Genomic DNA, 21,342 nt, shown 5'->3' on the forward strand with positions numbered 1-21,342 from the left:
CCTGGCCTAGGTACCGAGCAGGGCGTCCACGAAGGCGGCGGGCTCGAACGGAGCCAGGTCGTCCGGTCCCTCCCCCAGGCCGACCAGCTTCACCGGCACGCCGAGCTCGCGTTGCACCTGGAACACGATGCCACCCTTGGCGGTGCCGTCCAGCTTGGTCAGCACGATGCCGGTCACGTCCACCACCTCGGCGAACACCCTGGCCTGTGCCAGGCCGTTCTGCCCGGTGGTGGCATCCAGCACCAGCAGCACCTCGTCCACCGCGGCCTGCTTCTCCACCACCCGCTTGACCTTGCCCAACTCGTCCATCAGGCCGGTCTTGGTGTGCAGCCTGCCCGCGGTGTCCACCAGTACGGCGTCCACGCCGGCGTCCATCCCACGCTTCACGGCGTCGAAGGCCACCGAGGCCGGGTCGGCGCCCTCCTTGCCGCGCACCACCTCGGCCCCGACCCGCTCGGACCAGGTCTGCAACTGGTCGGCGGCGGCCGCGCGGAAGGTGTCCGCCGCGCCCAGCAGGACCTGCCTGCCCTGCGCGACGAGCACCCGGGCCAGCTTGCCGGTGGTGGTGGTCTTGCCGGTGCCGTTCACCCCGGCGACCAGCACGACCGCGGGTTGCCTGCCACCGTCCATCTCGTGCGGCAACGCCCGTACCGAACGGTCCTCGTCCGGGCCGAGCGCCTCGATCAGCACCTGCCGCAGCGCCGCGCGCGCGTCCTCGGGTGTGCGCACCCCGCGGGTGGACATCTCGGCGCGCAGCCGCTCGACGATCTCGGTGGTGGTGCTCGCCCCGAGGTCGGCCACCAGCAAGGTGTCCTCGATCTCCTGCCAGGAGTCCTCGTCCAGGTCACCGGCGCCCAGCAGGCCGAGCAGGCCCTGCCCCAGGGAGGAACGCGACTTCGACAGCCGGCCACGCAGCCGCTCCAGCCGCCCCGTGGTGGGCGCGATCTCCTCGGCCTGCTCCGGCTCGGGCTCCGGTGCGGGCTCGGGCTCGGGCGCCTTGTCCGGCGCCTGCTCGTCCGCGGGCAGGGTCACGTCCACGATGCCCCGGCGCGGCGCGTCCCGTGGCACCGAGGCGTCGTCCCCGACCCCGGGCTGCCCGTCCACCTCGGTGCGCTCGCCCGCGGGATGCGGCGGCTGCTCGGTCTCCTGCTCCCGTTCCCCACCCGGGGCCAGCGCGATCCCGCCGCCTGCCTGGTAGCCGCCGCCCGAGGGTTGCTGCCCCTCGAGGCGATCGGACTCGCGCAGGCTGATCTTGCGCCTGCGCGCGATGGTCAGCCCGGCGACGAGCGCGACCACCAGCACGACGACGGCTACGACGATGATCCAGAACCAGAGGTTGCTCGACACCTCGCCATCCTCCCATCCGGCCACGCCCGGCCACCTCGCACCACCGCACGGTGAACGTTCAACCGCTTAGAACTCATTTCGGCAAAGAAAAAACCTGATGACTTGCCGCACATCCGCCACCTGGACTAGACCACTGCAATGCGCGTTCTCGGACTGATCTCCGGCACCTCGATCGACGGCATCGACGTGGCGGCCGCCGACCTGCACGCCACCGGCGAGGAGCTGGTCCTGATCCCGCTCGGCCATCTGGAACTCGACTACCCCGAGTCGCTGCGCACCGGGCTGCTCGCGGCGCTCCCGCCGGGCGAGTGCAGCGCCGAGCAGCTCACCCGGCTGGACACCGGTGTCGGCAAGGCCTTCGCCACCGCCGCGCTGGAGGGCATCGACCGGCTCACCGAAGGCCGGGCCGACCTGGTGACCTCGCTCGGGCAGACGGTGTTCCACTGGGTGGAGAACGGCACGGTCGAGGGCACGTTGCAGCTCGGCCAGCCGGCCTGGATCGCCGAGCGCACCGGGCTTCCGGTGGTCGCCGACCTGCGGGCACGGGATGTGGCGGCCGGTGGCCACGGCGCCCCGCTGGCCAGCACGCTGGACGCGCTGTGGCTGCGTTCCCTTGTGGACGCCGGCCGCAAGCCCGCGGCGGCGTTGAACATCGGCGGGATCGCCAACCTGACCGTGGTCACCCCGGAAGGTGATCCGCTGGCCTACGACACCGGGCCGGGGAACGCGCTGATCGACGCCGCCGCCGTGCAGGTCTCCGGCGGGGGCCTGCGCAGCGACCGGGACGGCGCGCTGGCCACCAGTGGCCGCGTGCGTGCGGACCTGCTCGAGCGACTGCTGGACGACCCCTACTACGCGGCGCCGCCGCCGAAGTCCACCGGGAAGGAACGCTTCCACGCCGGGTACTTCCGCACCGCCGCCGAGGGGCTGCCCCCGATCGCGGACGCCGACCTGCTGGCGACGCTGACCGAGCTCACCGCGGTCACCATCGCGCGGGAGTGCGCGCGGCACAGGGTGCACACCGTGCTGGCCTCCGGCGGAGGGGTGGCGAACCCGGCGCTGCTGCGCGCGCTCGCCGCGCACCTGCCCGCCGGCGCGCTGGCCACCAGCGAGGAGCTCGGCCTTCCCGCCTCGGCGAAGGAGGCCTATCTCACCGCGGTGCTCGGCTGGCTGACCTGGCACGGGCTCCCGGCGAACGTCCCCAGCGCGACCGGCGCGGCGGGCCCGCGCCTGCTGGGCGGTATCACTCCCGGATCGGGTCCGCTCTCGCTACCCCCGCCGCGGCGCGAGGCGATTACTCGATTGCGGGTAGCGGCGGCATCGCAACAACCGGTAGGAGATATCAATGCGCGCACTTGACCTCGCGATCATCGCGGTCTTTCTGGTGGGAACGCCGCTACTGGGGATCGCTATCGGCGGAAAGCAGAAGTCGTCAACGGACTACTTCGTCGGCAGCAGGCGGATACCGTGGTGGGCGGTGACGTTCTCGGTGGTGGCTACCGAGACCTCGACGCTGACCGTGATCAGCGTGCCGACGGTCGCCTATCTCGGCAACATCACCTACCTGCAGTTGGCCATCGGTTACCTGATCGGCCGGACGTTGGTGGCTTTCGTACTGCTGCCGAAGTACTACTCGGGCGACATAGTGAGCGCGTACGCGTTTCTCGGCAAGCGGTTCGGCAGCGGGCTGCAGGGCACCGCGTCGGTCACCTTCCTGGTCACCCGGTTGCTGGCCGACGGAGTCCGGTTGTTCGCCACCGCGATCCCGGTGAAGGTGATGCTGAACGCGTTCGGCATCAGTGCCTCGTACTGGATGATCGTGGCGGTGATCGCGCTGTTCGCGGTGATCTACACCTATCTCGGCGGGATCAGGGCGGTCGTCTGGGTCGACGTCATCCAGATGGGCATCTATATGCTCGGCGCGCTGTTCGCGGTGATCATCCTGGCGGGCAAGCTGCCGGACGGCTGGTTCGGCTCGGCGGTCGACGCGGGCAAGTTCCAGCTGTTCGACTTCTCCTCCGACCTGATCACCTCGCAGTACGCCTTCATCACCGCGGTGGTCGGCGGCGCCCTGTTCGCGATGGCCTCGCACGGTGCGGACCAGCTGATGGTGCAGCGCCTGCTGGCCTGCCGCAACGTCCGGGAGAGCCAGAAGGCGGTGATCGCCAGCGGGTTCGTGGTCTTCCTGCAGTTCGGCCTGTTCCTGGTGGTCGGGGCGATGCTCTGGTCGTTCTACCGGGGTGTGGCGCCCGAGGACATGGGCATGGCGGCCAATGACGAGCTGTTCCCCACCTTCATCGTGAACGAGTTGCCGTCCGGGCTGGCCGGGCTGCTGGTCGCGGGCATCCTCGCGGCGGCGATGAGCACGATCTCCTCCTCGCTGAACTCGCTGTCCACCTCCACCGTCACCGACCTGTACCAGCGCTTCACCAAGCGCCGCCGGATGCCGGACTCCTCGGTGCTGCGGCACGCCAAGCTGTGGACGCTGATCTGGGCGGTGGTGTTCGTGATCTTCGGGTCCCTGTTCACCAGCACCGACCAGCCGGTGGTCGAGGTGGGGCTGAGCATCGCCAGCTACACCTACGGGGCGCTGCTCGGCGCGTTCTTCCTCGGCATGCTGGTCAAGCGGGCCAGGCAGGCGGACGCGATCGTGGCGTTCGTAGCGACGATCGTGGTGAACGCGGTGTTCATCCTCGGCGTCGAGTTCACCGTGGACGGTGAGGCCATGTCGCTGGCGTTCCCCTGGTATGTCCCGCTCGGCGTGGTGGTGACCCTGCTGGTCGGCGGCCTGCTCTCGTTGCGGCACAGCACGGACGACCCGCGCGGTGGGCCGCCCGCGGAGCCCGAGGCCGAGGCGAAGTCGGCGTGATCCGCGGGGTGGCGGCGGTACCGTCCCGCCGCCACCCCGCATGATCAGTCCGCCAGCAGGCAGGTCAGGCAGGTACTCCTGGCGCCGCACGGCGGCGCCGGGTCGCTCGCGCGGCAGGTGGTCAGCTCGCACCGCAGGCTCAGGATGGACAGGAAAGCCGGGACGGAAAGCCCGAACTCGGTCGCGCGCCTGCGGACGAGTGCGTCCTCCTGATCGTCATAACGCACCAGGTACTGGTGCCGCCGGCCGCCCTGGCGGCGACGGCGGCGGCCGGTCGGACTGAACGCGCTGTCAGTCACGTATCGCCTCCAAGTCGTGGATTTCGTCGCCCTCGACGGATTGCCCACCGGATCGAAATCCGAACCACGGTATTCGGGGAGCCGCCACGCTATCGCGGAACACGGGATCTCCACGTCGAATCCAATGGGCGACGTGAATAGCTTACTGAAGTGTTCCGTAGTGAACATCCCGCCATCCGGGTGGTACCCCGGAATTGCGATTTTCAACAATTCGCCGTGGCGGGCGAACCTGCTCCCGTCCGCGGGGGACGGGGTTCGGCCGCCGGGTGAGGTGACACCGCGGCAGGCCGCCGAGTATCGGTGCCATGCAAGGAACCCGGCCACGCTGGTTGATCCCCGCGGCCGGCCTCGGGGTGGGCGCGTACCTCGCCGGACCGGCACTGTTGCGCCTACTCGGCGAGGTCATGGCGCCGGCGCGGGGGAGGTCACCGACACCCGGAACGGTCCACCTTCGCCGGCACGCGTCACCGTGCGCGTCCCGCGGTGGGCGGGAGGCGGGGCGGCCACCGCGGGCGGCATACGTGATCGCCTATGCGGCCACCGCACTCTCACTCACCTACGGAATTTCCCATTTCTGGCGGGTACCGGGTATTCCGTTCGGTTTCCCGAGTCAGGACCACGGCGGTTCCACGGAAGCGCTGTCCGCCGCGGGGAAACCGCCGGCACCGGCCTGCTGCTCGGCGAGTGGATGATGGGTCCGTCGGCCCGATCGCCGCGGTTCTCGCGCTCGCGACCGTGCATCCGTGGGGAGGGCGCGTCCCGCGCCGGTTGCTCGTCGCCGCGAGCCGGCTCGGTTTCGGCATGCTCACCATCACCCTGAGCCGGTGCGGGCATCCGGCCGCGGCGCGGTGAACCCGCGCGATCAGCCGGCGCCCCGCTCCGCCGGGCTGCACAGCACGCAGAACTCGTTGCCCTCCGGGTCGGCGAGGACGGCCCAGCCGAGGCAGACGGCGCCCGGCTTCCGATGATCGGCGACCATCGTCGCCCCGAGCTCGAGCAGCCGCCGCACCTCGTCTTCCCGCGTCCGATCCTGCGGGCGCAGGCACACATGCAGCCGGTTCTTGCCCGCCTTCGCTTCGGGGACTTGCAGGAAGACCAGGTCCACTCCGTTGCCGAGGGAGATCAAGGCCTCCGGATCCCCCGGCTGGTCCTCATCGGAGACCGGGCGGTCGACGACCTGGCTCCAGAACTGGGCCAGCTGGTAGGGGTCGGCACAGTCGATGGCGACGTTCTGCACGAATGCACTCATACCGGGCTAGCCTGCCCATGGTTACCGCCGCCGTCCACGTCTTTTCGCGGGAAGGAGCAGCACCATGCCGATCATCGACGTCTGGGCGCAGCACCCGACACCCCGGTTCCTCCGGCACGAGATGCTCGACTCGCTGCGCCGGTGGCTGGGCGAGGAGATCCCGGCCGGAGAGGTGCCGGTGTCGGCCACGCTGGCCGTGCTGGACGCGGGCGGGGTGGACAGGGCGCTGCTCAGCGCCTGGCACGGGCCGGAGGGTGCGCTGGTGTCGAACGACGAGGTCGCCGCGTTCGTCGCCGAGGCGCCGGAACGGCTCGGCGGGGTGGCTTCGGTGGACCTGGGCAAGCCGATGGCGGCCGTGCGGGAGCTGCGGCGCGCGGTGCGCGAGCTCGGGTTCGTGGCGCTGCGGGTGGTGCCCTGGCTGTGGGGGCTGCCGCCGAACGACCGGCGCTACTACCCGCTGTACGCGGAGTGTGTCGAGCTCGGCATCCCGTTCTGCACCCAGGTCGGGCACACCGGACCGCTGCGCGCTTCGGAGACCGGCAGGCCCATCCCGTATCTGGACGAGGTGGCACTGGACTTCCCGGAGTTGACGATCGTGGCGGGACATATCGGTTACCCGTGGACGACCGAGATGATCGCTCTGGCCACCAAGTACCCGAACGTGTACATCGACACCTCGGCCTACACCGTTCGCCGCTACCCCGCCGAGCTGGTGAGCTACCTGCGCGCGCACGGCAGGCGCAAGGTGCTGTTCGGCACGAACTACCCGATGCTCACCCCGGAACGGGCACTCGCCGGGCTGGACGACCTCGGGCTGGACGAGGAAACCACCGAGCTGTTCCTCGCGGGCAACGCCCGACGGGTGTTCGGCGACTGAGGCAGCCGGACCTGCCGCACGTGGACGGCCAACTCGCGGACGTAAGCAGCAAACTCGCGCGCATGGGCAGCAAACTCGGGTACGTGGAGAGCAAACACGCCTACGGGGACGGCAAACACGCCGCTAGGCCTGGGCGGGTTCGGGCTGCTCCACCTCGTCGTCGGAGCGCAGTCGCTGGGAGATCACCTGGGTGATCCCGTCGCCCTGCATGCTCACCCCGTACAGCGCGTCGGCGATCTCCATGGTCGCCTTCTGGTGGGTGATGATGATCAGCTGGGAGGCGGAGCGGAGCTGCTCCAGCAGGCCGATCAGCCTGCGCATGTTGGTGTCGTCCAGCGCGGCCTCGACCTCGTCCATCACGTAGAAGGGCGAGGGGCGCGCCCGGAAGATCGCGACCAGCATGCCCACCGCGACCAGCGACTTCTCCCCGCCGGAGAGCAGGGACAGTCGCTTGACCTTCTTGCCTGGCGGGCGTGCCTCCACGTCCACCCCGGTGGTGAGCGGGTCGTTCGGCTCGGTGAGCACCATCCGGCCCTCGCCGCCGGGGAACAGCACCGAGAACACGGTCTCGAACTCCCGCGCGACATCCTCATAGGCGCTGGTGAACACCTCGAGGATCTTCTCGTCCACCTCCTTGATCACGCTCTCCAGGTCCTCGCGGGTCTTCTTCAGGTCCTCCAGCTGCGTGGAGAGGAACTTGTAACGTTCCTCCAGCGCCGCGAACTCCTCGAGGGCCAGCGGGTTGACCTTGCCGAGCAGGTTCAGGTCCTTCTCCGCCCGCTTGGCCCGCCGCTCCTGGGTGTCCCGCTCGTACGGGATGGGCTGCGGCTCGGCCACCGCCTCGCCGCGCTCCTTGGCCGCCTCGTACTCCGCCATCTCGCCGGCACCGGGAGGCACCGGCACGTCCGGGCCGTACTCGGTGACCAGGTCTTCCAGCCCGATGCCGAAGTCCTCGGACACCTTGGTCTCCAGCTGCTCCAGCCGCATCCGCTGCTCGGCCCGCAGCACCTCGTCCCGGTGCACCGCGTCGGTCAGCTTCTCCAGCTCGCCGGTCAGCTCGCGGACCCGGTTGCGCACCTGGCCGAGGGTCTCCTCGCGCCGCTGCCGCCGCTCCTGCTCGGCATCCCGCTCGGCGGCGGCGCGCTGCAGCGAGGTCTCGATCCGGTCCAGCGCGAACTCGCCCGCGTTGACCACGGCCCTGGCGACCTCCGCACCATGCGCCCGCGCGATCCGTGCCTTCTCGGCCCGCTCCCGCGCCTGCCGCTCGGCCTGCGCGGCACGGCGCAGCGAGTCCGCCTTGCCCGCGATCCCACGTGCCCGTTCCTCGGCGGTGCGCAGGGCGAGCCGGGCGTCCACCTCCTGCTGCCGGACGGTGGAAAGGGACTCGGCGGCGGCATCCCGCTCGGTGGTGTCCGGGTCCTCCTCCACCGGTTGCTCGGACACGGCCGTCAGCCGTTCCTCCAGCTCGGCCAGGTCGGCGAGGGCCTGTTCCCTGCTCTGCTCGACCTTGTCGCGCTGCTGCCGCAGCCGCTGCACATCGGCCTCGGCCGAGCGCACCGCCTGCTCCATGCTGCTCAGCCGCTCGGACGAGCGGGCCTTGCGCACCTTGGCCTCGCTGAGCGCCTCCTTGGCCTTGCCGACCTCGTCCCTGCGGTCCTGCTGCTGGGCGCGGGCGCCCTCCAGCTCGGCGCTGGTGCGTTCCAGCCTGCGCTCCGCGGCGAGCATCCGGTCCTGCGCCTCGTCGACCGCCGCCTGCACCTCGATCACGCTCTCCGCGGCCGAGCCGCCGACCGCCCAGTGCGCCCCGAACACATCGCCGTCCCTGGTGACCGTGCTGACCTCCGGATAGAGGCCGACCAGGTCGCGCGCGGCCGCCAGGTCCTCCACCACGGCCACCCGTTCCAGCGCGCGCTCCACCGCGGGCCGCAGCCCTTCCGGCGCCCGCACCACGTCCCGTGCCCAGCGGGCGCCGGTGGGCAACGTGGGCCAGGTCGCCGGGTCGGTTCCCGGTTCCTGCCCACCGAGCAGCAGCCCGGCCCGGCCGGCGTCCTCGGACTTCAGGTAGCGCAGCGCGGCGAGGGCGTCGTCGCCCGCGGACACCGCCACGGCGTCGGCCACCGGCCCGAGCGCGGCGGCCAGCGCCACCTCGAACCCGGCGTCCACGGTGAGCAGCGCGGCCACCGAGCCGAGCAGTCCCGGCAGCTCGTCGGCGGCGCCGAGCAGCGCGCCCGCGCCGTCCTTGCGCTTGAGCCCCATGGACAGCGCGTCCACCCGCGCCTTCTCCGAGGCGATCTCGCGCTCGGCCTCGCGCTCGGCCTTGACCAGCTCCTCCACCCGCGCCTTGGCGTCCTCGTTGGCCCGCACCGCGCGGTCGTGCCGCTCCTGCAGGTCGGCGTCGTCGGAGTCCTCCAGCCCGCCCTCGGCGCGGGTCCGCTCCAGCTCCTCGGCCGCGGTCTCGGCCCTGCTCTCCGCCTCCTCGATCCCGGTGGTGAGCCGGTCGATCTCGTCCGCGGTGGCGCCGGTCTTGCTGCGCAGGGCCTCGACCTGGCCACTGAGCTTGGCGATCCCTTCCCGCCGGTCGGCGATGGCGCGCACGGCGGCCATGTGCTCCCGCTCGGCGGCCTGCACCAGGCGATCCAGCTCCTCGCGGCGGGCGACCGTCTCGGAGAGCACGGACCTCGCCTCGGTGACGCCCTCGTTCAGCTCCTCCTCGCGGGCGGCGGCCTCCTCCGCCTCGGCGAGCAGTTCCTCCGGGTCGCGGTCACCGGTGGGGGCCTCCACCTCGGCGGAGAGGTGCCGTTCCCGCTCCACCGCCAGCCGCACGGTGCCGCGCAGCCGCTCGGCCAGCGCGGACAGCTTGTACCAGGTGTCCTGCGCCGCGGCCAGCTTCGGCGCGTCCTCGGCGATGGCGTTCTCCAGCTCGGTCTGCTCCGAGGTGGCCACCTCGAGGGCCTGCTCCACCTCGGCGCGCCGGGCGCGGGCGGCCTTCTCGTCGGCCTCCTCCTTGGCCAGGGTGTTGCGCTGGGTCACCAGGTCGTCGGCGAGTAGGCGCAGCCGGGAGTCGCGCAGCTCGGACTGCACGGCCTGCGCCTTGCGGGCGATCTCGGCCTGCTTGCCCAGCGGCTTGAGTTGGCGACGCAGCTCGCTGGTGAGGTCGGTGAGCCGGTCCAGGTTGCCCTGCATCGCGTTGAGCTTGCGGACCGCCTTCTCCTTGCGCTTGCGGTGCTTGAGCACCCCCGCGGCCTCCTCGATGAAGGCGCGGCGCTCCTCCGGCTTGGCCTGCAGGATCTCGGACAGCTGGCCCTGCCCGACGATGACGTGCATCTCCCTGCCAATGCCGGAGTCGGAGAGCAGTTCCTGCACGTCGAGCAGGCGGCAGGTGCTCCCGTTGATCTCGTACTCGCTGGCGCCGTCGCGGAACATCCGCCGGGTGATGGACACCTCGGAGTACTCGATGGGCAGCGCACCGTCGGCGTTGTCGATGGTCAGGGTGACCTCGGCGCGGCCGAGGGCCGCGCGACCGGAGGTGCCGGCGAAGATGACGTCCTCCATCTTGCCGCCGCGCAGGTCCTTGGCACCCTGCGTGCCCATCACCCAGCGCAACGCGTCGAGCACATTGGACTTGCCCGAACCGTTCGGGCCGACGACGCAGGTGATGCCCGGCTCGAACCGCAACGTGGTGGCCGAGGCGAAGGACTTGAAGCCCTTCAGCGTCAAGCTTTTCAGGTGCACGTTGTGCTGACCTTCCCCTGCCGGATCCGCTGCTGGCCAGCGCTGCCGCTGAGCAGCACCGCCAATCGAGAAATGCTACCGGGCGGTCGCCGGCACCCGTGGGACCTGGGCCGTGTTTCGCGCGGGCGCGGTCAGCGTTCGGCGAATCCCTTGATGCCGCCGCGCGGGTCGCTCCACCGCTCCGCCACGTGATCCACCCGACCGGGTGACTCGCCCGATCGCAGGGCTGCCAACAACCGCGCACAGTGGTCCTTCGACCCCTCGGCGATCACCTCGACCCGCCCGTCGGCGAGGTTGCTCGCGCTGCCGACCAGTCCGAGTTCCAGCGCCCTGCTGCGCGTCCACCAGCGGAAACCGACACCCTGCACCTGACCGTGCACCCAGGCAGTGAGGCGCGTCACATCCTGTTGTCCCTGCACGGTTCCATGGTGCCGGACACCCAGGGTCAGCGCGGTGTGGCGGCGGTCTCGCACCGGAGTACCCGGCGGTGGTAGCGTGCCGCGGGTCCGCTCAGGATTTTCACCCTTCCGAGCGATCTGCACGACAATTGACACAACAATTGACCAGTCCTGACCAGCCCTGATCAGCTCGTTGAGTCCCCACCGACGTTCGTGCGAGGAGCCAGGCATGACCCTTCCCGACGGGTCGGGAGAGAACGAACGAACCGAGCTCGCGCCGCCCGCGGACACGGGCGGCGGGTTGCACCGGACCGGCTACCTCATGCTCGCCGCGAGCGGGCTGGTGATCGCCACGGCGTTCGGCGGCGTGGCCCAGCTTGCCGGCACCGGTCCGTCCAGCGCGGACGGCGGGTCCGCGGGCGTGCAGGGCCCCGGTACGGGCGGCACCGGCGGTCAAGAGGTGGTGCCGGGCAACGCGGTTCCCGGGGCGGACGGCATCCCGGTCACCGGCGTGGCCTCGGCCGGTGAGCTCACCTCCACCTCGCCACCGACCCCGACGACCGTGGTCAGCATCGGCCCGGACGGCAACCCGACCACCACGGTGGTCACGCCCCCGCCGACGAACGGCGGCAACCCGAACGACCCGAATCCGCCCGACCCGCCGATTCCCCCGACCAACGGTGACGATCCGACCGATCCCACGGACCCGACCGACCCCACGGATCCCACCGACCCCACGGATCCGACCGAGCCGACCGAGCCGACCGACCCGAGTGAGTCGACCGACCCGACCTCGACGCCCACCGGGACCAGTGGCTCCGGCGACTCCTCCACCACGCGGGGTTAGAGTTCGAAGCGGTAACCCATGCCGGGCTCGGTGAGCAGGTGCCGGGGCCGGGAGGGCTCGCGCTCCAACTTCCGGCGCAGCTGGGCGAGGTACACCCGCAGGTAGTGGGACTCGGTGTCGTAGGCGGGTCCCCACACCTCGTGCAGTAGCTGCTTCTGGGCGACCAGCCGTCCCCGGTTGCGCACCAGCAACTCGAGCACGCCCCACTCGGTCTTGGTCAGGTGCACCTCCTTGCCGTCCCGGATCACCTTCTTCGCGACCAGGTCCACGGTGAACGAGCCGGTCTCCACCACCGCGCCGGCCTCGTCCTGCCCGGAGGTGGCCGAGCGGCGCACCGCCGCCCGCAGCCGGGCCAGCAGCTCGTCCATGCCGAAGGGCTTGGTCACGTAGTCGTCCGCGCCCGCGTCCAGTGCCCGCACCTTGTCCGAGGAGTCGCCACGCGCGGACAGCACGATGATCGGCACCGAGGTCCAGCCACGCAGCCCGGCGATCACCTCGTTGCCGTCCATGTCCGGCAGGCCGAGGTCGAGCACCACGACATCGGGTCTCACCTCGGCCACCGCGCGCAGCGCCGCGCTGCCGTCGTGCGCGGTCACCACCCGGTATCCCCTGGCGGCCAGGTTGATCCGCAGGGCGCGCACGATCTGCGGCTCGTCGTCCACCACCAGAACGGTGTCGCCGGCCGGCTGCCGCACCGTCCCGTTCTCCACGCTCATGGCAGGTTCACTCCGCTCTCCCGTCTCGCCGGCAAGGAGATCACCACGGTCAGTCCGCCGCCCGGTGTGTCCTCGGCCCGGATCGTGCCGCCCATGGCCTCCATGAAGCCCTTCGCGACGGAGAGGCCGAGTCCCACACCGGGGGTGTTGCCCCGGTCCCCGAGCCGCTGGAACGGCGCGAAGGCCGACTCCGCCGCGCCCTTCGGCAGTCCCCTGCCGTGGTCGACCACCCGCAGCTCCACCTGCTCGGCGTGGGTACTGGCGCGCACCGCGACCGGTTCGTGGCCGCCGCCGTGTCGCAGCGCGTTGTCCACCACATTGGCCACCACCCGCTCCAGCAGGCCGGGATCGGCGAACACCATCGGCAGCCGCTCGTCGACCGAGACCCGCACCGCGGCCGCGCCGTCCACATTGGCCAGCGCGTAGGACACCACCTCGTCGTAGCCGACCGGGCGCAGCAGCGGGCTCACCGCGCCGGAGGCCAGCCGGGAGGAGTCCAGCAGGTTGTTCACCAGGCCCACCAGCCGGTCGGCCGACTCCTCCACCGTGGCGAGCAGTTCGTCGGTGTCCTCGGGGGACAGCTCGATGTCCTGTGCCCGCAGGCTGCCCACGGCGGCCTTGATCGAGGTCAGCGGGGTGCGCAGGTCGTGACCCACGGCCGAGAGCAGCGCGGTCCGCAGCTCGTTGGCCGCCGCCTTGCGCTCGGCCTGCGCGGCCGTGGCCGCCATCCGCTGCTGCCGCAACGCGAGCAGCGCCTGCCCGGCCGCCGCCTCCAGCGCCCTGCGGTCGGCGGCGGGCAGGGTGCGCCCGCGCAGCACCAAGTGGACCTCGGCGGTCACCGCGATATCCGCGTCGGCGCTGTCCGGTTCCGCGCACGGATCGGGGCCGGTACTGGCCACCCGGTGCCAGCGACCCTCCCGCCGCTCCAGCAGGGTCACCGAACTGAGCCCGAAGTTCTCCCGCACCTTCTCCAGCAACCGCTCCAGCGGCCGCGGATCGGTGAGCACGGTCCGCGCGTAGGAGGCGAGCAGCGTCGCCTCGGTGCCGGCGCTGGAAGCCTGCTTCGCCCGGCGCGCGGCCATGTCCACCACCAGCGCCACCAGCACCGCGACCACCACCATCGCGATCAGCGTGATCACGTTGCTCTGCGCGTGGACCGTGAACGTGTGAAAGGGCTCGGTGAAGAAGAAGTTCAGCAGCAACCCGGACAGCACCGCGGCCAGCAGGGCCGGGCCGAGCCCGCCGACCAGCGCGACGATGGTGATGGCCAGGAAGTAGTCCACCACGTTCGTGGAGAGGTCCAGCGCCGGCCGGAACGCGACCCCGACCGCGGTCGCCAGGGCCGGCACGGCCAGCGCGAGCACCCAGCCGAGTAGCTGCCGCGAGGGCCTCAGCGCGCTGCGGGCGAACCTGCGGCGCAGCCTGCCCGCCGCCTCCTCGTGGGTCACCATGTGCACGTCGATCGGACCCGAGTCGTGCACGACCGCCGCGCCGATGCCCTCGTCGAGCAGCCGGTCGAAACGGGACCGCCGCGAGGTGCCGAGCACGAGCTGCGTGGCGTTGACCCCGCGGGCGAAATCCAGCAGGGCCCTCGGCACGTGGTCCCCGACGACGGTGTGGAAGGTCGCGCCGACCTCCTCGGCGAGTTGCCTGCAGCGCCCGAGCACGCTGGGTCCTACGGCGACCGAACCGGGCCCGGCCAGGCCGTCGCCGCGCAGGATGTGCAGCACCAGCAGCTCGGCCCCCGCGCGCGTGGCGATCCGGGTGGCCCGCCGGATCAGCGTCTCGCTCTCCGGCCCGCCGGTGATCGCGACGACCACCCGCTCGCGGGCCTCCCAGGTGTCGGTGATGCGTTCCTCGGCGCGGTAACGCTGAAGCGCGATGTCGACCTGGTCGGCGACCCACAGCAGGGCCAGCTCGCGCAGCGCGGTGAGGTTTCCCGCCCGGAAGTAGTTGCTCAGCGCGGCATCGATCCTCTCCGCCGCGTACACGTTGCCGTGCGCGAGCCTGCGCCGCAGCGCCTCCGGCGTGATGTCGACCAGCTCGACCTGCTCGGCACCGCGCACCACCTCGTCCGGGATGGTCTCCTGCTGCCGGACACCGGTGATCCGCTCCACCACGTCGTTGAGGCTCTGCAGGTGCTGAACGTTCACGGTGGACAGCACGGTGATCCCGGCTTCGAGCAGCTCCCTGACGTCGTGCCAGCGCTTCTCGTTGCGCGAGCCGGGGACGTTGGTGTGCGCCAGCTCGTCCACGACCGCCACCTCGGGCGCCCGTTCCAGGATCGCCTCGACGTCCATCTCGGTCAGCTCGTGGCCACGATGGACGATGCGCTTGCGCGGCACGACCTCGTGCCCCTCGAGCAGGTCGGCTGTCTTCCGCCTGCCGTGCGTCTGCACGAAGCCCACCACCACGTCGGTTCCTCGCTCGAGCCGCCGCGCGGCCTCGCCGAGCATCGCGTAGGTCTTGCCCACGCCGGGGGCCGCGCCGAGGTAGATCCGTAGCTCTCCCCTGCGCGACCCGGTTCGCGTGCCTGTGGAGCTCACGCGCTCAGTCTGCTCCCGTTCCATCGCCCGTGCCCAGGGTGTTCTCACCCACTGGCGGCATCCTGAACCGCCAGATTCAGTGGCAGCACGGTGACCACCGGCACCCCGACGCCGAGCCCGCTGGTGTGCCGCCGGACCAGCTCCCGCACCCGATCCTCGGGCAGCCCGTTGTTCCGTGCCACCCGGGGCACCTGGAGCTCGGCGTAGGCCCCGCTGATCGCCGGATCCACTCCGGAGGCGGACGCGGTCACCGCGTCGGCGGGCACCGCGTCCGGGCGCACACCCTCGCGGGCGGCGACGGCCCGCTTGCGCTCGCGCACCGCGGCGACCAGCTCGGGATCGAACGAGCCCCGGTTGCTGCCACCGCTCGCCGCGGGGTCACCGGGGCCGAGCGGGCCGGCGGCACCGGCCGAGGGCCGGTTGTGGAACCACGGGTCCGCGGTAGGCCGCCCGGGGAACACCGGGTCGACGCCGATCAGCTCGGAGCCGACCGCGTGACCGTCCCGCAGCACGACCGAGCCTTCCGCGTGGTGCTGCAACCCGGGCAGCCGGGACACCAGCCATACCCCGAGCGGGTACACCACCCCGAGCAGGACGGTGAACACCAGCAGCACCCGCAGGCCCGCCATGGACTGTTTGACGAGGTTCTTCATCACCTTCACCCGATTCCCGGAATCAGCCGGACGGCAAGGTCGATGAGCCAGATCCCGAGGAACGGCGTGACGATCCCGCCCAGGCCGTAGATCAGCAGGTTCCGGCGCAGCAGCGCGGGCGCGCTGCGCGGCCGGTAGCGCACACCGCGCAGCGCCAGCGGGATCAGGACCACGATGATCAGCGCGTTGAAGATCACCGCGGAGAGGATCGCCGACTCCGGTGTGGCCAGCCGCATGATGTTCAGCGCGTCCAGCTGCGGGTGGATCACCAGGAACATGGCGGGCAGGATGGCGAAGTACTTCGCGAGGTCGTTGGCCACACTGAACGTCGTCAGCGCCCCACGGGTGATCAGCAGCTGCTTGCCGATGCCCACGATCTCGATCAGCTTCGTCGGGTCGGAGTCCAGGTCGACCATGTTGCCGGCCTCCTTGGCCGCCGACGTCCCGGTGTTCATCGCGACACCGACGTCGGATGCGGCCAGCGCGGGCGCGTCGTTGGTACCGTCGCCGGTCATCGCGACCAGCCGCCCGCCCTCCTGCTCGGTGCGGATCAGGGCCATCTTGTCCTCCGGCTTCGCCTCGGCCAGGTAGTCGTCCGCCCCGGCCTCGGCTGCGATGGCCCGCGCGGTCAACGGGTTGTCCCCGGTGATCATCACGGTCCTGATCCCCATCGCGCGCAGCTCGTCGAACCGCTCCCGCATGCCCGGCTTGACCACATCGGACAGGCGGATGACGCCACGTATCACGGCCGTTCCGTCGACCGTCTCCGCAACGACCAGTGGGGTACCGCCCGACTCGCTGATCTCGTCGACGATCCGGTCCACCTCGCCCGGCACGGTGCCGCCGTGCTCGGTGACCCAGGCCGCCACGGCGCTCGCCGCGCCCTTGCGCACCCAGCTGCCACCGAGGTCGACACCGCTCATCCGGGTCCGCGCGGTGAACGGCACGAACTCCGCGCCGGTCTCCTCCGCCGTGGCCACCCCGGGCAGGGCGTGCTCCCGCTCGACCAGCTCGACGATGCTGCGCCCCTCCGGGGTCCGGTCGGCAAGGCTGGACAACCGTGCCGCCAGGGCGAGCCGGTCCACACCGGACTCGCCGACACCGATCAGTGCGGTCGCCCTGCGGTTGCCGTAGGTGATGGTTCCGGTCTTGTCCAGCAGCAGGGTCGAGACATCACCCGCGGCCTCGACCGCCCTTCCCGACCTGGCCAGGACGTTGCGCTGCACCAGCCGGTCCATCCCGGCGATGCCGATCGCGGAGAGCAACGCCCCGATGGTGGTCGGGATGAGGCAGACCAGCAACGCGGTCAGCACGATCACCGACCGCGCGCTCCCGGAGTAGTTCGCCATCGGCTGCAGCGCGACCACCGCGAGCAGGAAGATGATCGTCAGCGTGGACAGCAGGATGGTCAGCGCGATCTCGTTCGGCGTCTTCTGCCTTCGCGCACCCTCCACGAGCGAGATCATGCGGTCCACAAAGGACTGACCGGGGGCGGTGGTGATCCGCACGACGATCCGGTCGGACAGCACGGTCGTGCCGCCGGTGACCGCGCACCGGTCGCCGCCGGACTCCCGGATCACCGGAGCCGACTCGCCGGTGATCGCCGACTCGTCCACGGTGGCGATGCCCTCGACCACGTCCCCGTCGCCGGGTATGGTCTCGCCGGCCTCGACCACGACGAGGTCGCCGACCCGCAGCTCGGTGCCGGACACGCGCTCCTCGGTACCCTCGGACAGCAGCCGGCGCGCGACGGCCTCCTGCTTGGTGCGGCGCAGGGTCTCCGCCTGCGCCTTGCCCCTTCCCTCGGCGACGGCCTCGGCAAGGTTGGCGAACAGCACGGTGAACCAGAGCCACACCGCGACCAGCGCGCTGAACACGCTCGGCTCGGCGACCGCGAACACGGTCACCAGGACCGAGCCGGTCCACACCACGAACAGGACCGGGTTGGCCAGCTGGTGCCGGGGGTGCAGCTTGCGCAGCGCGTCGGGCAGCGACGCGAGGAGTTGCCTCGGGTGGAACACACCGGCGGCCAGACGGCCGGTGTTCTCGGCGTGGTGCCGCTGCTGCTCCGCAGGCGAGCGGCGTGGTTCTTCGGTTGTCGTTGTCATCAGGCCAATGCCTCCGCGAGGGGACCGAGGGCGAGCGCGGGGATGAACGTCAGCGCCGCGACGCCGACGACGGTCCCGGCGAGTACCGAACCGAACAGCGGGCTCGTGGTCGGCAGCGTGCCCGCGGTCACCGGCACTTTCCGCCGCGCCGCGAGCGACCCGGCCAGACACAGCACGGCCAGGATCGGGACGAACCGGCCGAGCAGCATGGCCACGCCGAGCGAGGACTGGTACCAGTCGCTGGTGACGGTGAGCCCGGCGAAGGCGCTGCCGTTGTTGTTGCCTGCCGAGGTGTAGGCGTAGAGCACCTCGGAAAGGCCGTGCGAGCCGTTGTTGGTCAGCGCCGCGGACAGCTCGCCCGGCATCAGCAGCGCCGCGCCGGTGCCGAGCAGGACGACGGTCGGCATCGCGAGGATCGCGATCGCGGCGCAGGTGACCTCGCGGCGGCCCAGTTTCTTGCCGAGATACTCCGGGGTTCGCCCGACCATGAGCCCGGCGAGGAACATAGCGATGACGGCCAGCACCAGAATGCCGTACATGCCCGCGCCGACCCCGCCCGGCGCGACCTCGCCGAAGAGCATGTTCAGCAGCGGCACGAACCCGCCGAGCCCGGTGAAGCTGTCGTGCATCGAGTTCACCGCGCCGGTGGAGGTGCCGGTGGTGCTGGTGGCGAACAGGGCGGAGGCGCCGAGTCCGAAGCGGACCTCCTTGCCCTCCATGTTCGCCCCGGCCAGCAGTGCGGCCGGACCGTTCGGGTGGGTCTCGGCCCACCACGCGATGCTGAGCATCACCGCCCAGATCGCGCCCATCACCGACAGCAGGACGTAACCCTGCCTGCGGTTGCCGACCAGCGTGCCGAAAGTCCGGGTCAGCGACACCGGGATCACCAGCAGCAGGAAGATCTCGATGGCGTTGGTCCACCCGTTCGGGTTCTCGAACGGGTGCGAGGAGTTGGCGTTGAAGATCCCGCCGCCGTTGGTGCCGAGTTCCTTGATCACCTCCTGGCTCGCGGCCGGCGCCAGCGCGATCGTGTTCCGCGCGCCGTCCGGTCCCTGCACCGCCACCCCGGCGGACAGGCTCTGCACGACGCCGAACGCGATCAGCAGGATCGCGAAGACGAACGCCATCGGCAGCAGGACGCGGACCGTGCCCCGGGTGAGGTCGACCCAGAAGTTGCCGAGCCGGTCGGTGCCGGCCCGGACGAAACCCCGGATCAGCGCGATGGCGATCGCCATGCCCACCGACGCGGACAGGAAGTTCTGCACGGTGAGCCCGGCCATCTGGACGCTGTGGCCCAGCACCTCCTCGCCGGAGTAGGACTGCCAGTTCGTGTTGGTCACGAAGCTGACCGCCGTGTTGAACGCCATGCCGGGGTCGACGGCACCCCGCCCGAAATCGAACGGCAGCAGCGGTTGCAGCCGCTGCATCAGGTAGAGCAGGACGATCGAGACGAACGAGAAGCCCAGCACCCCCAGCGCGTAGGTGGTCCAGCGTTGCTGCGACTCCGGGTCGACCCGGAACAGCCGGTAGGCCAGCCGCTCGATCCGCGAGTGCCGCTCGCTGGAGTACACCCTCGCCAGGTAGTCACCGAGCGGCCGGTGGACCAGGACGAGAGCACCGAGAATGAGACCAGCCTGCGCGAGACCGGGCCAGAAATCGGTCATGTCAGAATTTCTCCGGCCTGATCAGTGCGATGAACAGATAAACGATCAGCCCCAGCGCCAGAACACCGCCAACGACGTTGGCGGCCAGATCGGTCCCGCTCATAGGCGGGCCAGCCCGCGCAGGGTCAATGCGAGAACGAGGAAGACGCCGATCAACAGCGTTGCGTACAGCAAATCGGTCACGACGACGAGCGTGCGGGCGTCCCGGCACTCGGATGAGGCCGCCTGACGGCTCCTTGACGCCGGACCGGGCCACGTTTACGCGAACTTGATGGGCCGCGGCTGGGCCGACCCGGCTCGGGTTACAGCCGCCAGCGACACCTCTTCAGCCTATTCTGTCATCTCTAATGTTGCCCATATACCTAAGTTGGGTCTTTTGAGGTATATGATTCGAGTGGGCGCACAGAAGGGACGCGCATGGGTGAACGATGGGGCCCGGATGCCCCCAGCTTCGAACTGCTGGACAGCTACACCACCCTGCTCGAGCTCGTGCGCAGTGGCACGGCCGAGACCCGCCCCGCGCTCAGCCAGCGCACCGGGCTCGGCCGCACCGCTATCGCGCAGCGCACGACCACCCTGCTGGAGGCGGGCCTGCTCGAGGAGGGTGAGCTCAACCCCTCCACCGGCGGGCGGCAGGCGCGGACGCTGCGGTTCCGCAAGGACGCGGGCCGGATCCTGACCGCCGAGCTGGGCGCGACCGGGTTCCTCGCCGGGATCACCGACCTGACCGGCACGGTGCTGGCCGTCTCCCGGCACGACGGGGACATCGCCAGGGGGCCGGATCCGGTACTGGCCGAGGTCGAGGCGGCGCTGGACGAGCTGCTACGGGAGACCGGCACCGCGCCCGACCGGGTGTGGGGAGTCGGGCTCGGCCTACCCGGCCCGGTGGAGTTCGCCACCGGCCGCCCGTCCGAGCCACCGATCATGCCGGGCTGGAACAACCATCCGGTCCGCGACCGGCTCGCCGGGCGCTACCGGGCTCCGGTGTGGGTGGACAACGAGGTGAACCTGCTCTGCCTCGGTGAGCTGCGTACACCCGGGTTGCCCCTGCACGGCGACCTGCTCTACGTCAAGATCGGGACCGGGATCGGGGCCGGGATCACCAACGGGGGCAGGCTGCATCGCGGTGCGCAGGGCTGCGCGGGCGATATCGGGCACGCGGCCATCGCCGAGGACGGCGCCGGCGTGGACGGCCACCCCTCGCCCGCCAACGGCACGGTCTGCCGGTGCGGGAAGACCGGATGCCTGGAAGCCGTGGCCGGGGGCGCGGCACTGGGCAGGGACGGCGAGTGGCTCGCCCGCGGCGGGCAGAGCCCGGCGCTGGCCGAGGTGCTGGCCGGCCGGGGCACCGTCACCGGCGAGGACGTCACCATGGCGGCACGCTCGGGTGACCATCACGCCGTGCAGTTGCTGGTGCACGCCGGGAGGCGGATCGGCACGATGCTGGCGACGATGGTGAATTTCTACAACCCCTCGACCATCCTGCTCGGCGGCAAGGTGGCCGGCGCGGGTGACCTGTTCCTCGCCACGATCAGGGAAACCATCTACCGCCGCTCGCTTCCCCTTTCCACCCGGGAACTGCGGATCGACCGGGCCCGGCTCGGCGAGCAGGGTGGCCTGGTCGGCGCGTCCTACATGGTGCTGGACGAGCTGTTCTCCACCCGCTACTTCGGCCGGTGGCTGGCCACCGGTTCCCCCGCGGGTATGCCCGAACTGCAGGACAACGGCCGTGGGCCTGCGCCTGCCCGCGCCGGGCGAGCCTGACCGGCCATGGGTGCGCCGGTCGAAACCGAACCCGATACCGAAATGCTCCGGAGCGACCCGGCAAGAAACAGTGCGGGCAATAACACCGATCAGTTCGAAGTCGTCATGGTGGCGGCACGATATGCCCAGGAATTCCTTTCCGCATCCCGGTGAGCGAATGCACGTGACAAGGGTCACCGGTTTCCTGTGAATTCGCTGTGATTCCACGCGGGGCGGGCACAAACCGGGGGACCGCGGTCGTTGTACGAGGTGACAACGACGAACACCTCAAGA

18 protein-coding genes are annotated in these 21,342 nt (G+C 70.9%); 7 read left to right on the forward strand and 11 right to left on the reverse strand.

Features of this window, described 5'->3' with window-relative positions:
- Positions 1 to 6: 6 nt before the first annotated feature.
- Positions 7 to 1,347 (reverse strand): signal recognition particle-docking protein FtsY, encoded by a 1,341-nt coding sequence (gene ftsY / locus FB471_RS10325; protein ID WP_142001725.1) that lies wholly within the window; start codon positions 1,345 to 1,347, stop codon positions 7 to 9.
- A gap of 138 nt (positions 1,348 to 1,485) precedes the next feature.
- On the opposite strand from ftsY, the gene FB471_RS10330 reads away from it, so the two are divergent.
- Both FB471_RS10330 and FB471_RS10335 read left to right on the forward strand, forming a co-directional pair.
- Positions 1,486 to 2,706, forward strand: coding sequence for an anhydro-N-acetylmuramic acid kinase (locus tag FB471_RS10330; RefSeq protein ID WP_141997269.1), 1,221 nt, complete (start codon positions 1,486 to 1,488; stop codon positions 2,704 to 2,706).
- Positions 2,693 to 4,216 (forward strand): sodium:solute symporter, encoded by a 1,524-nt coding sequence (locus FB471_RS10335; protein ID WP_141997271.1) that lies wholly within the window; start codon positions 2,693 to 2,695, stop codon positions 4,214 to 4,216. Before FB471_RS10330 ends, FB471_RS10335 begins: the two co-directional genes overlap by 14 nt.
- 44 nt (positions 4,217 to 4,260) lie before the next feature.
- Here FB471_RS10335 and FB471_RS10340 read toward each other — a convergent pair whose 3' ends face one another.
- A complete protein-coding gene (locus FB471_RS10340) occupies positions 4,261 to 4,515 on the reverse strand; it encodes a hypothetical protein (protein WP_141997273.1) in 255 nt (84 codons plus the stop codon).
- Between the two features lie 684 nt (positions 4,516 to 5,199).
- Here FB471_RS10340 and FB471_RS34055 point away from each other — a divergent pair.
- Positions 5,200 to 5,367: a hypothetical protein gene (locus tag FB471_RS34055; RefSeq protein ID WP_170220769.1), complete on the forward strand. Its 168-nt coding sequence runs from the start codon at positions 5,200 to 5,202 to the stop codon at positions 5,365 to 5,367.
- Between the two features lie 10 nt (positions 5,368 to 5,377).
- Here the strand turns inward: FB471_RS34055 and FB471_RS10345 are convergent, their stop codons facing one another.
- On the reverse strand, positions 5,378 to 5,764 hold the full coding sequence (locus FB471_RS10345; RefSeq protein ID WP_141997275.1) for a VOC family protein: 387 nt from the start codon (positions 5,762 to 5,764) through the stop codon (positions 5,378 to 5,380).
- A gap of 64 nt (positions 5,765 to 5,828) precedes the next feature.
- Here FB471_RS10345 and FB471_RS10350 point away from each other — a divergent pair, with 64 nt between their 5' ends.
- Entirely contained in the window at positions 5,829 to 6,641 is an 813-nt protein-coding gene (locus tag FB471_RS10350) for an amidohydrolase family protein (protein ID WP_141997277.1), read from the forward strand.
- A gap of 123 nt (positions 6,642 to 6,764) precedes the next feature.
- On the opposite strand, the gene smc is transcribed toward FB471_RS10350, so the two are convergent.
- Together smc and FB471_RS10360 are read right to left on the reverse strand one after the other, a co-directional pair.
- Positions 6,765 to 10,373, reverse strand: a complete 3,609-nt coding sequence (smc, locus tag FB471_RS10355; protein WP_141997280.1) for a chromosome segregation protein SMC — start codon at positions 10,371 to 10,373, stop codon at positions 6,765 to 6,767.
- A 131-nt stretch (positions 10,374 to 10,504) separates the two neighbouring features.
- Complete coding sequence (locus FB471_RS10360; RefSeq protein WP_246076335.1) at positions 10,505 to 10,774, reverse strand: acylphosphatase; 270 nt, start codon at positions 10,772 to 10,774, stop codon at positions 10,505 to 10,507.
- A 226-nt stretch (positions 10,775 to 11,000) separates the two neighbouring features.
- On the opposite strand from FB471_RS10360, the gene FB471_RS34060 reads away from it, so the two are divergent.
- Positions 11,001 to 11,618 (forward strand): hypothetical protein, encoded by a 618-nt coding sequence (locus tag FB471_RS34060; RefSeq protein ID WP_170220634.1) that lies wholly within the window; start codon positions 11,001 to 11,003, stop codon positions 11,616 to 11,618.
- Here the strand turns inward: FB471_RS34060 and FB471_RS10370 are convergent.
- From FB471_RS10370 to kdpF, 6 genes are read right to left on the reverse strand one after another with little or no spacing between them, the layout of a single operon-like run.
- Positions 11,615 to 12,334: a response regulator gene (locus FB471_RS10370; protein WP_141997286.1), complete on the reverse strand. Its 720-nt coding sequence runs from the start codon at positions 12,332 to 12,334 to the stop codon at positions 11,615 to 11,617. The genes FB471_RS34060 and FB471_RS10370 overlap by 4 nt on opposite strands.
- Positions 12,331 to 14,904 (reverse strand): sensor histidine kinase, encoded by a 2,574-nt coding sequence (locus FB471_RS10375; RefSeq protein WP_142001727.1) that lies wholly within the window; start codon positions 14,902 to 14,904, stop codon positions 12,331 to 12,333. Before FB471_RS10375 ends, FB471_RS10370 begins: the two co-directional genes overlap by 4 nt.
- A gap of 20 nt (positions 14,905 to 14,924) precedes the next feature.
- Positions 14,925 to 15,533: a potassium-transporting ATPase subunit C gene (locus FB471_RS10380; RefSeq protein WP_141997289.1), complete on the reverse strand. Its 609-nt coding sequence runs from the start codon at positions 15,531 to 15,533 to the stop codon at positions 14,925 to 14,927.
- Positions 15,534 to 15,538: 5 nt separating this feature from the next.
- Positions 15,539 to 17,641 (reverse strand): potassium-transporting ATPase subunit KdpB, encoded by a 2,103-nt coding sequence (gene kdpB / locus FB471_RS10385; protein ID WP_141997290.1) that lies wholly within the window; start codon positions 17,639 to 17,641, stop codon positions 15,539 to 15,541.
- The gene (gene kdpA / locus FB471_RS10390; protein WP_141997292.1) at positions 17,641 to 19,305 is read right to left on the reverse strand and encodes a potassium-transporting ATPase subunit KdpA; all 1,665 of its coding nucleotides are present in this window, start codon (positions 19,303 to 19,305) and stop codon (positions 17,641 to 17,643) included. The genes kdpB and kdpA overlap by 1 nt, the downstream gene beginning before the upstream one ends.
- A gap of 1 nt (position 19,306) precedes the next feature.
- Positions 19,307 to 19,408: a K(+)-transporting ATPase subunit F gene (kdpF, locus tag FB471_RS10395; RefSeq protein WP_141997294.1), complete on the reverse strand. Its 102-nt coding sequence runs from the start codon at positions 19,406 to 19,408 to the stop codon at positions 19,307 to 19,309.
- A gap of 314 nt (positions 19,409 to 19,722) precedes the next feature.
- Here kdpF and FB471_RS10400 point away from each other — a divergent pair, with 314 nt between their 5' ends.
- Together FB471_RS10400 and FB471_RS34065 are read left to right on the forward strand one after the other, a co-directional pair.
- Positions 19,723 to 21,069, forward strand: coding sequence for an ROK family protein (locus FB471_RS10400; protein ID WP_141997296.1), 1,347 nt, complete (start codon positions 19,723 to 19,725; stop codon positions 21,067 to 21,069).
- 6 nt (positions 21,070 to 21,075) lie between these two features.
- The gene (locus FB471_RS34065; protein WP_170220770.1) at positions 21,076 to 21,222 is read left to right on the forward strand and encodes a hypothetical protein; all 147 of its coding nucleotides are present in this window, start codon (positions 21,076 to 21,078) and stop codon (positions 21,220 to 21,222) included.
- Positions 21,223 to 21,342: the final 120 nt, after the last annotated feature.

Source organism: Amycolatopsis cihanbeyliensis, from assembly GCF_006715045.1.
In the GTDB taxonomy this organism is placed as follows: domain Bacteria; phylum Actinomycetota; class Actinomycetes; order Mycobacteriales; family Pseudonocardiaceae; genus Amycolatopsis; species Amycolatopsis cihanbeyliensis.

Bases quoted from the DNA above. Each gene is read 5' to 3' on its own strand.
- FB471_RS10345 (WP_141997275.1), bottom strand. From the start codon at position 5,764: ATGAGTGCATTCGTGCAGAACGTCGCCATCGACTGTGCCGACCCCTAC.
- FB471_RS34065 (WP_170220770.1), top strand. From the start codon at position 21,076: ATGGGTGCGCCGGTCGAAACCGAACCCGATACCGAAATGCTCCGGAGC.
- FB471_RS10330 (WP_141997269.1), top strand. From the start codon at position 1,486: ATGCGCGTTCTCGGACTGATCTCCGGCACCTCGATCGACGGCATCGAC.
- FB471_RS34060 (WP_170220634.1), top strand. From the start codon at position 11,001: ATGACCCTTCCCGACGGGTCGGGAGAGAACGAACGAACCGAGCTCGCG.
- FB471_RS10380 (WP_141997289.1), bottom strand. From the start codon at position 15,533: ATGAAGAACCTCGTCAAACAGTCCATGGCGGGCCTGCGGGTGCTGCTG.
- kdpA (WP_141997292.1), bottom strand. From the start codon at position 19,305: ATGACCGATTTCTGGCCCGGTCTCGCGCAGGCTGGTCTCATTCTCGGT.
- kdpF (WP_141997294.1), bottom strand. From the start codon at position 19,408: ATGAGCGGGACCGATCTGGCCGCCAACGTCGTTGGCGGTGTTCTGGCG.
- kdpB (WP_141997290.1), bottom strand. From the start codon at position 17,641: ATGACAACGACAACCGAAGAACCACGCCGCTCGCCTGCGGAGCAGCAG.
- FB471_RS10350 (WP_141997277.1), top strand. From the start codon at position 5,829: ATGCCGATCATCGACGTCTGGGCGCAGCACCCGACACCCCGGTTCCTC.
- FB471_RS10335 (WP_141997271.1), top strand. From the start codon at position 2,693: ATGCGCGCACTTGACCTCGCGATCATCGCGGTCTTTCTGGTGGGAACG.
- FB471_RS10370 (WP_141997286.1), bottom strand. From the start codon at position 12,334: ATGAGCGTGGAGAACGGGACGGTGCGGCAGCCGGCCGGCGACACCGTT.
- FB471_RS10400 (WP_141997296.1), top strand. From the start codon at position 19,723: ATGGGTGAACGATGGGGCCCGGATGCCCCCAGCTTCGAACTGCTGGAC.
- FB471_RS10375 (WP_142001727.1), bottom strand. From the start codon at position 14,904: ATGGAACGGGAGCAGACTGAGCGCGTGAGCTCCACAGGCACGCGAACC.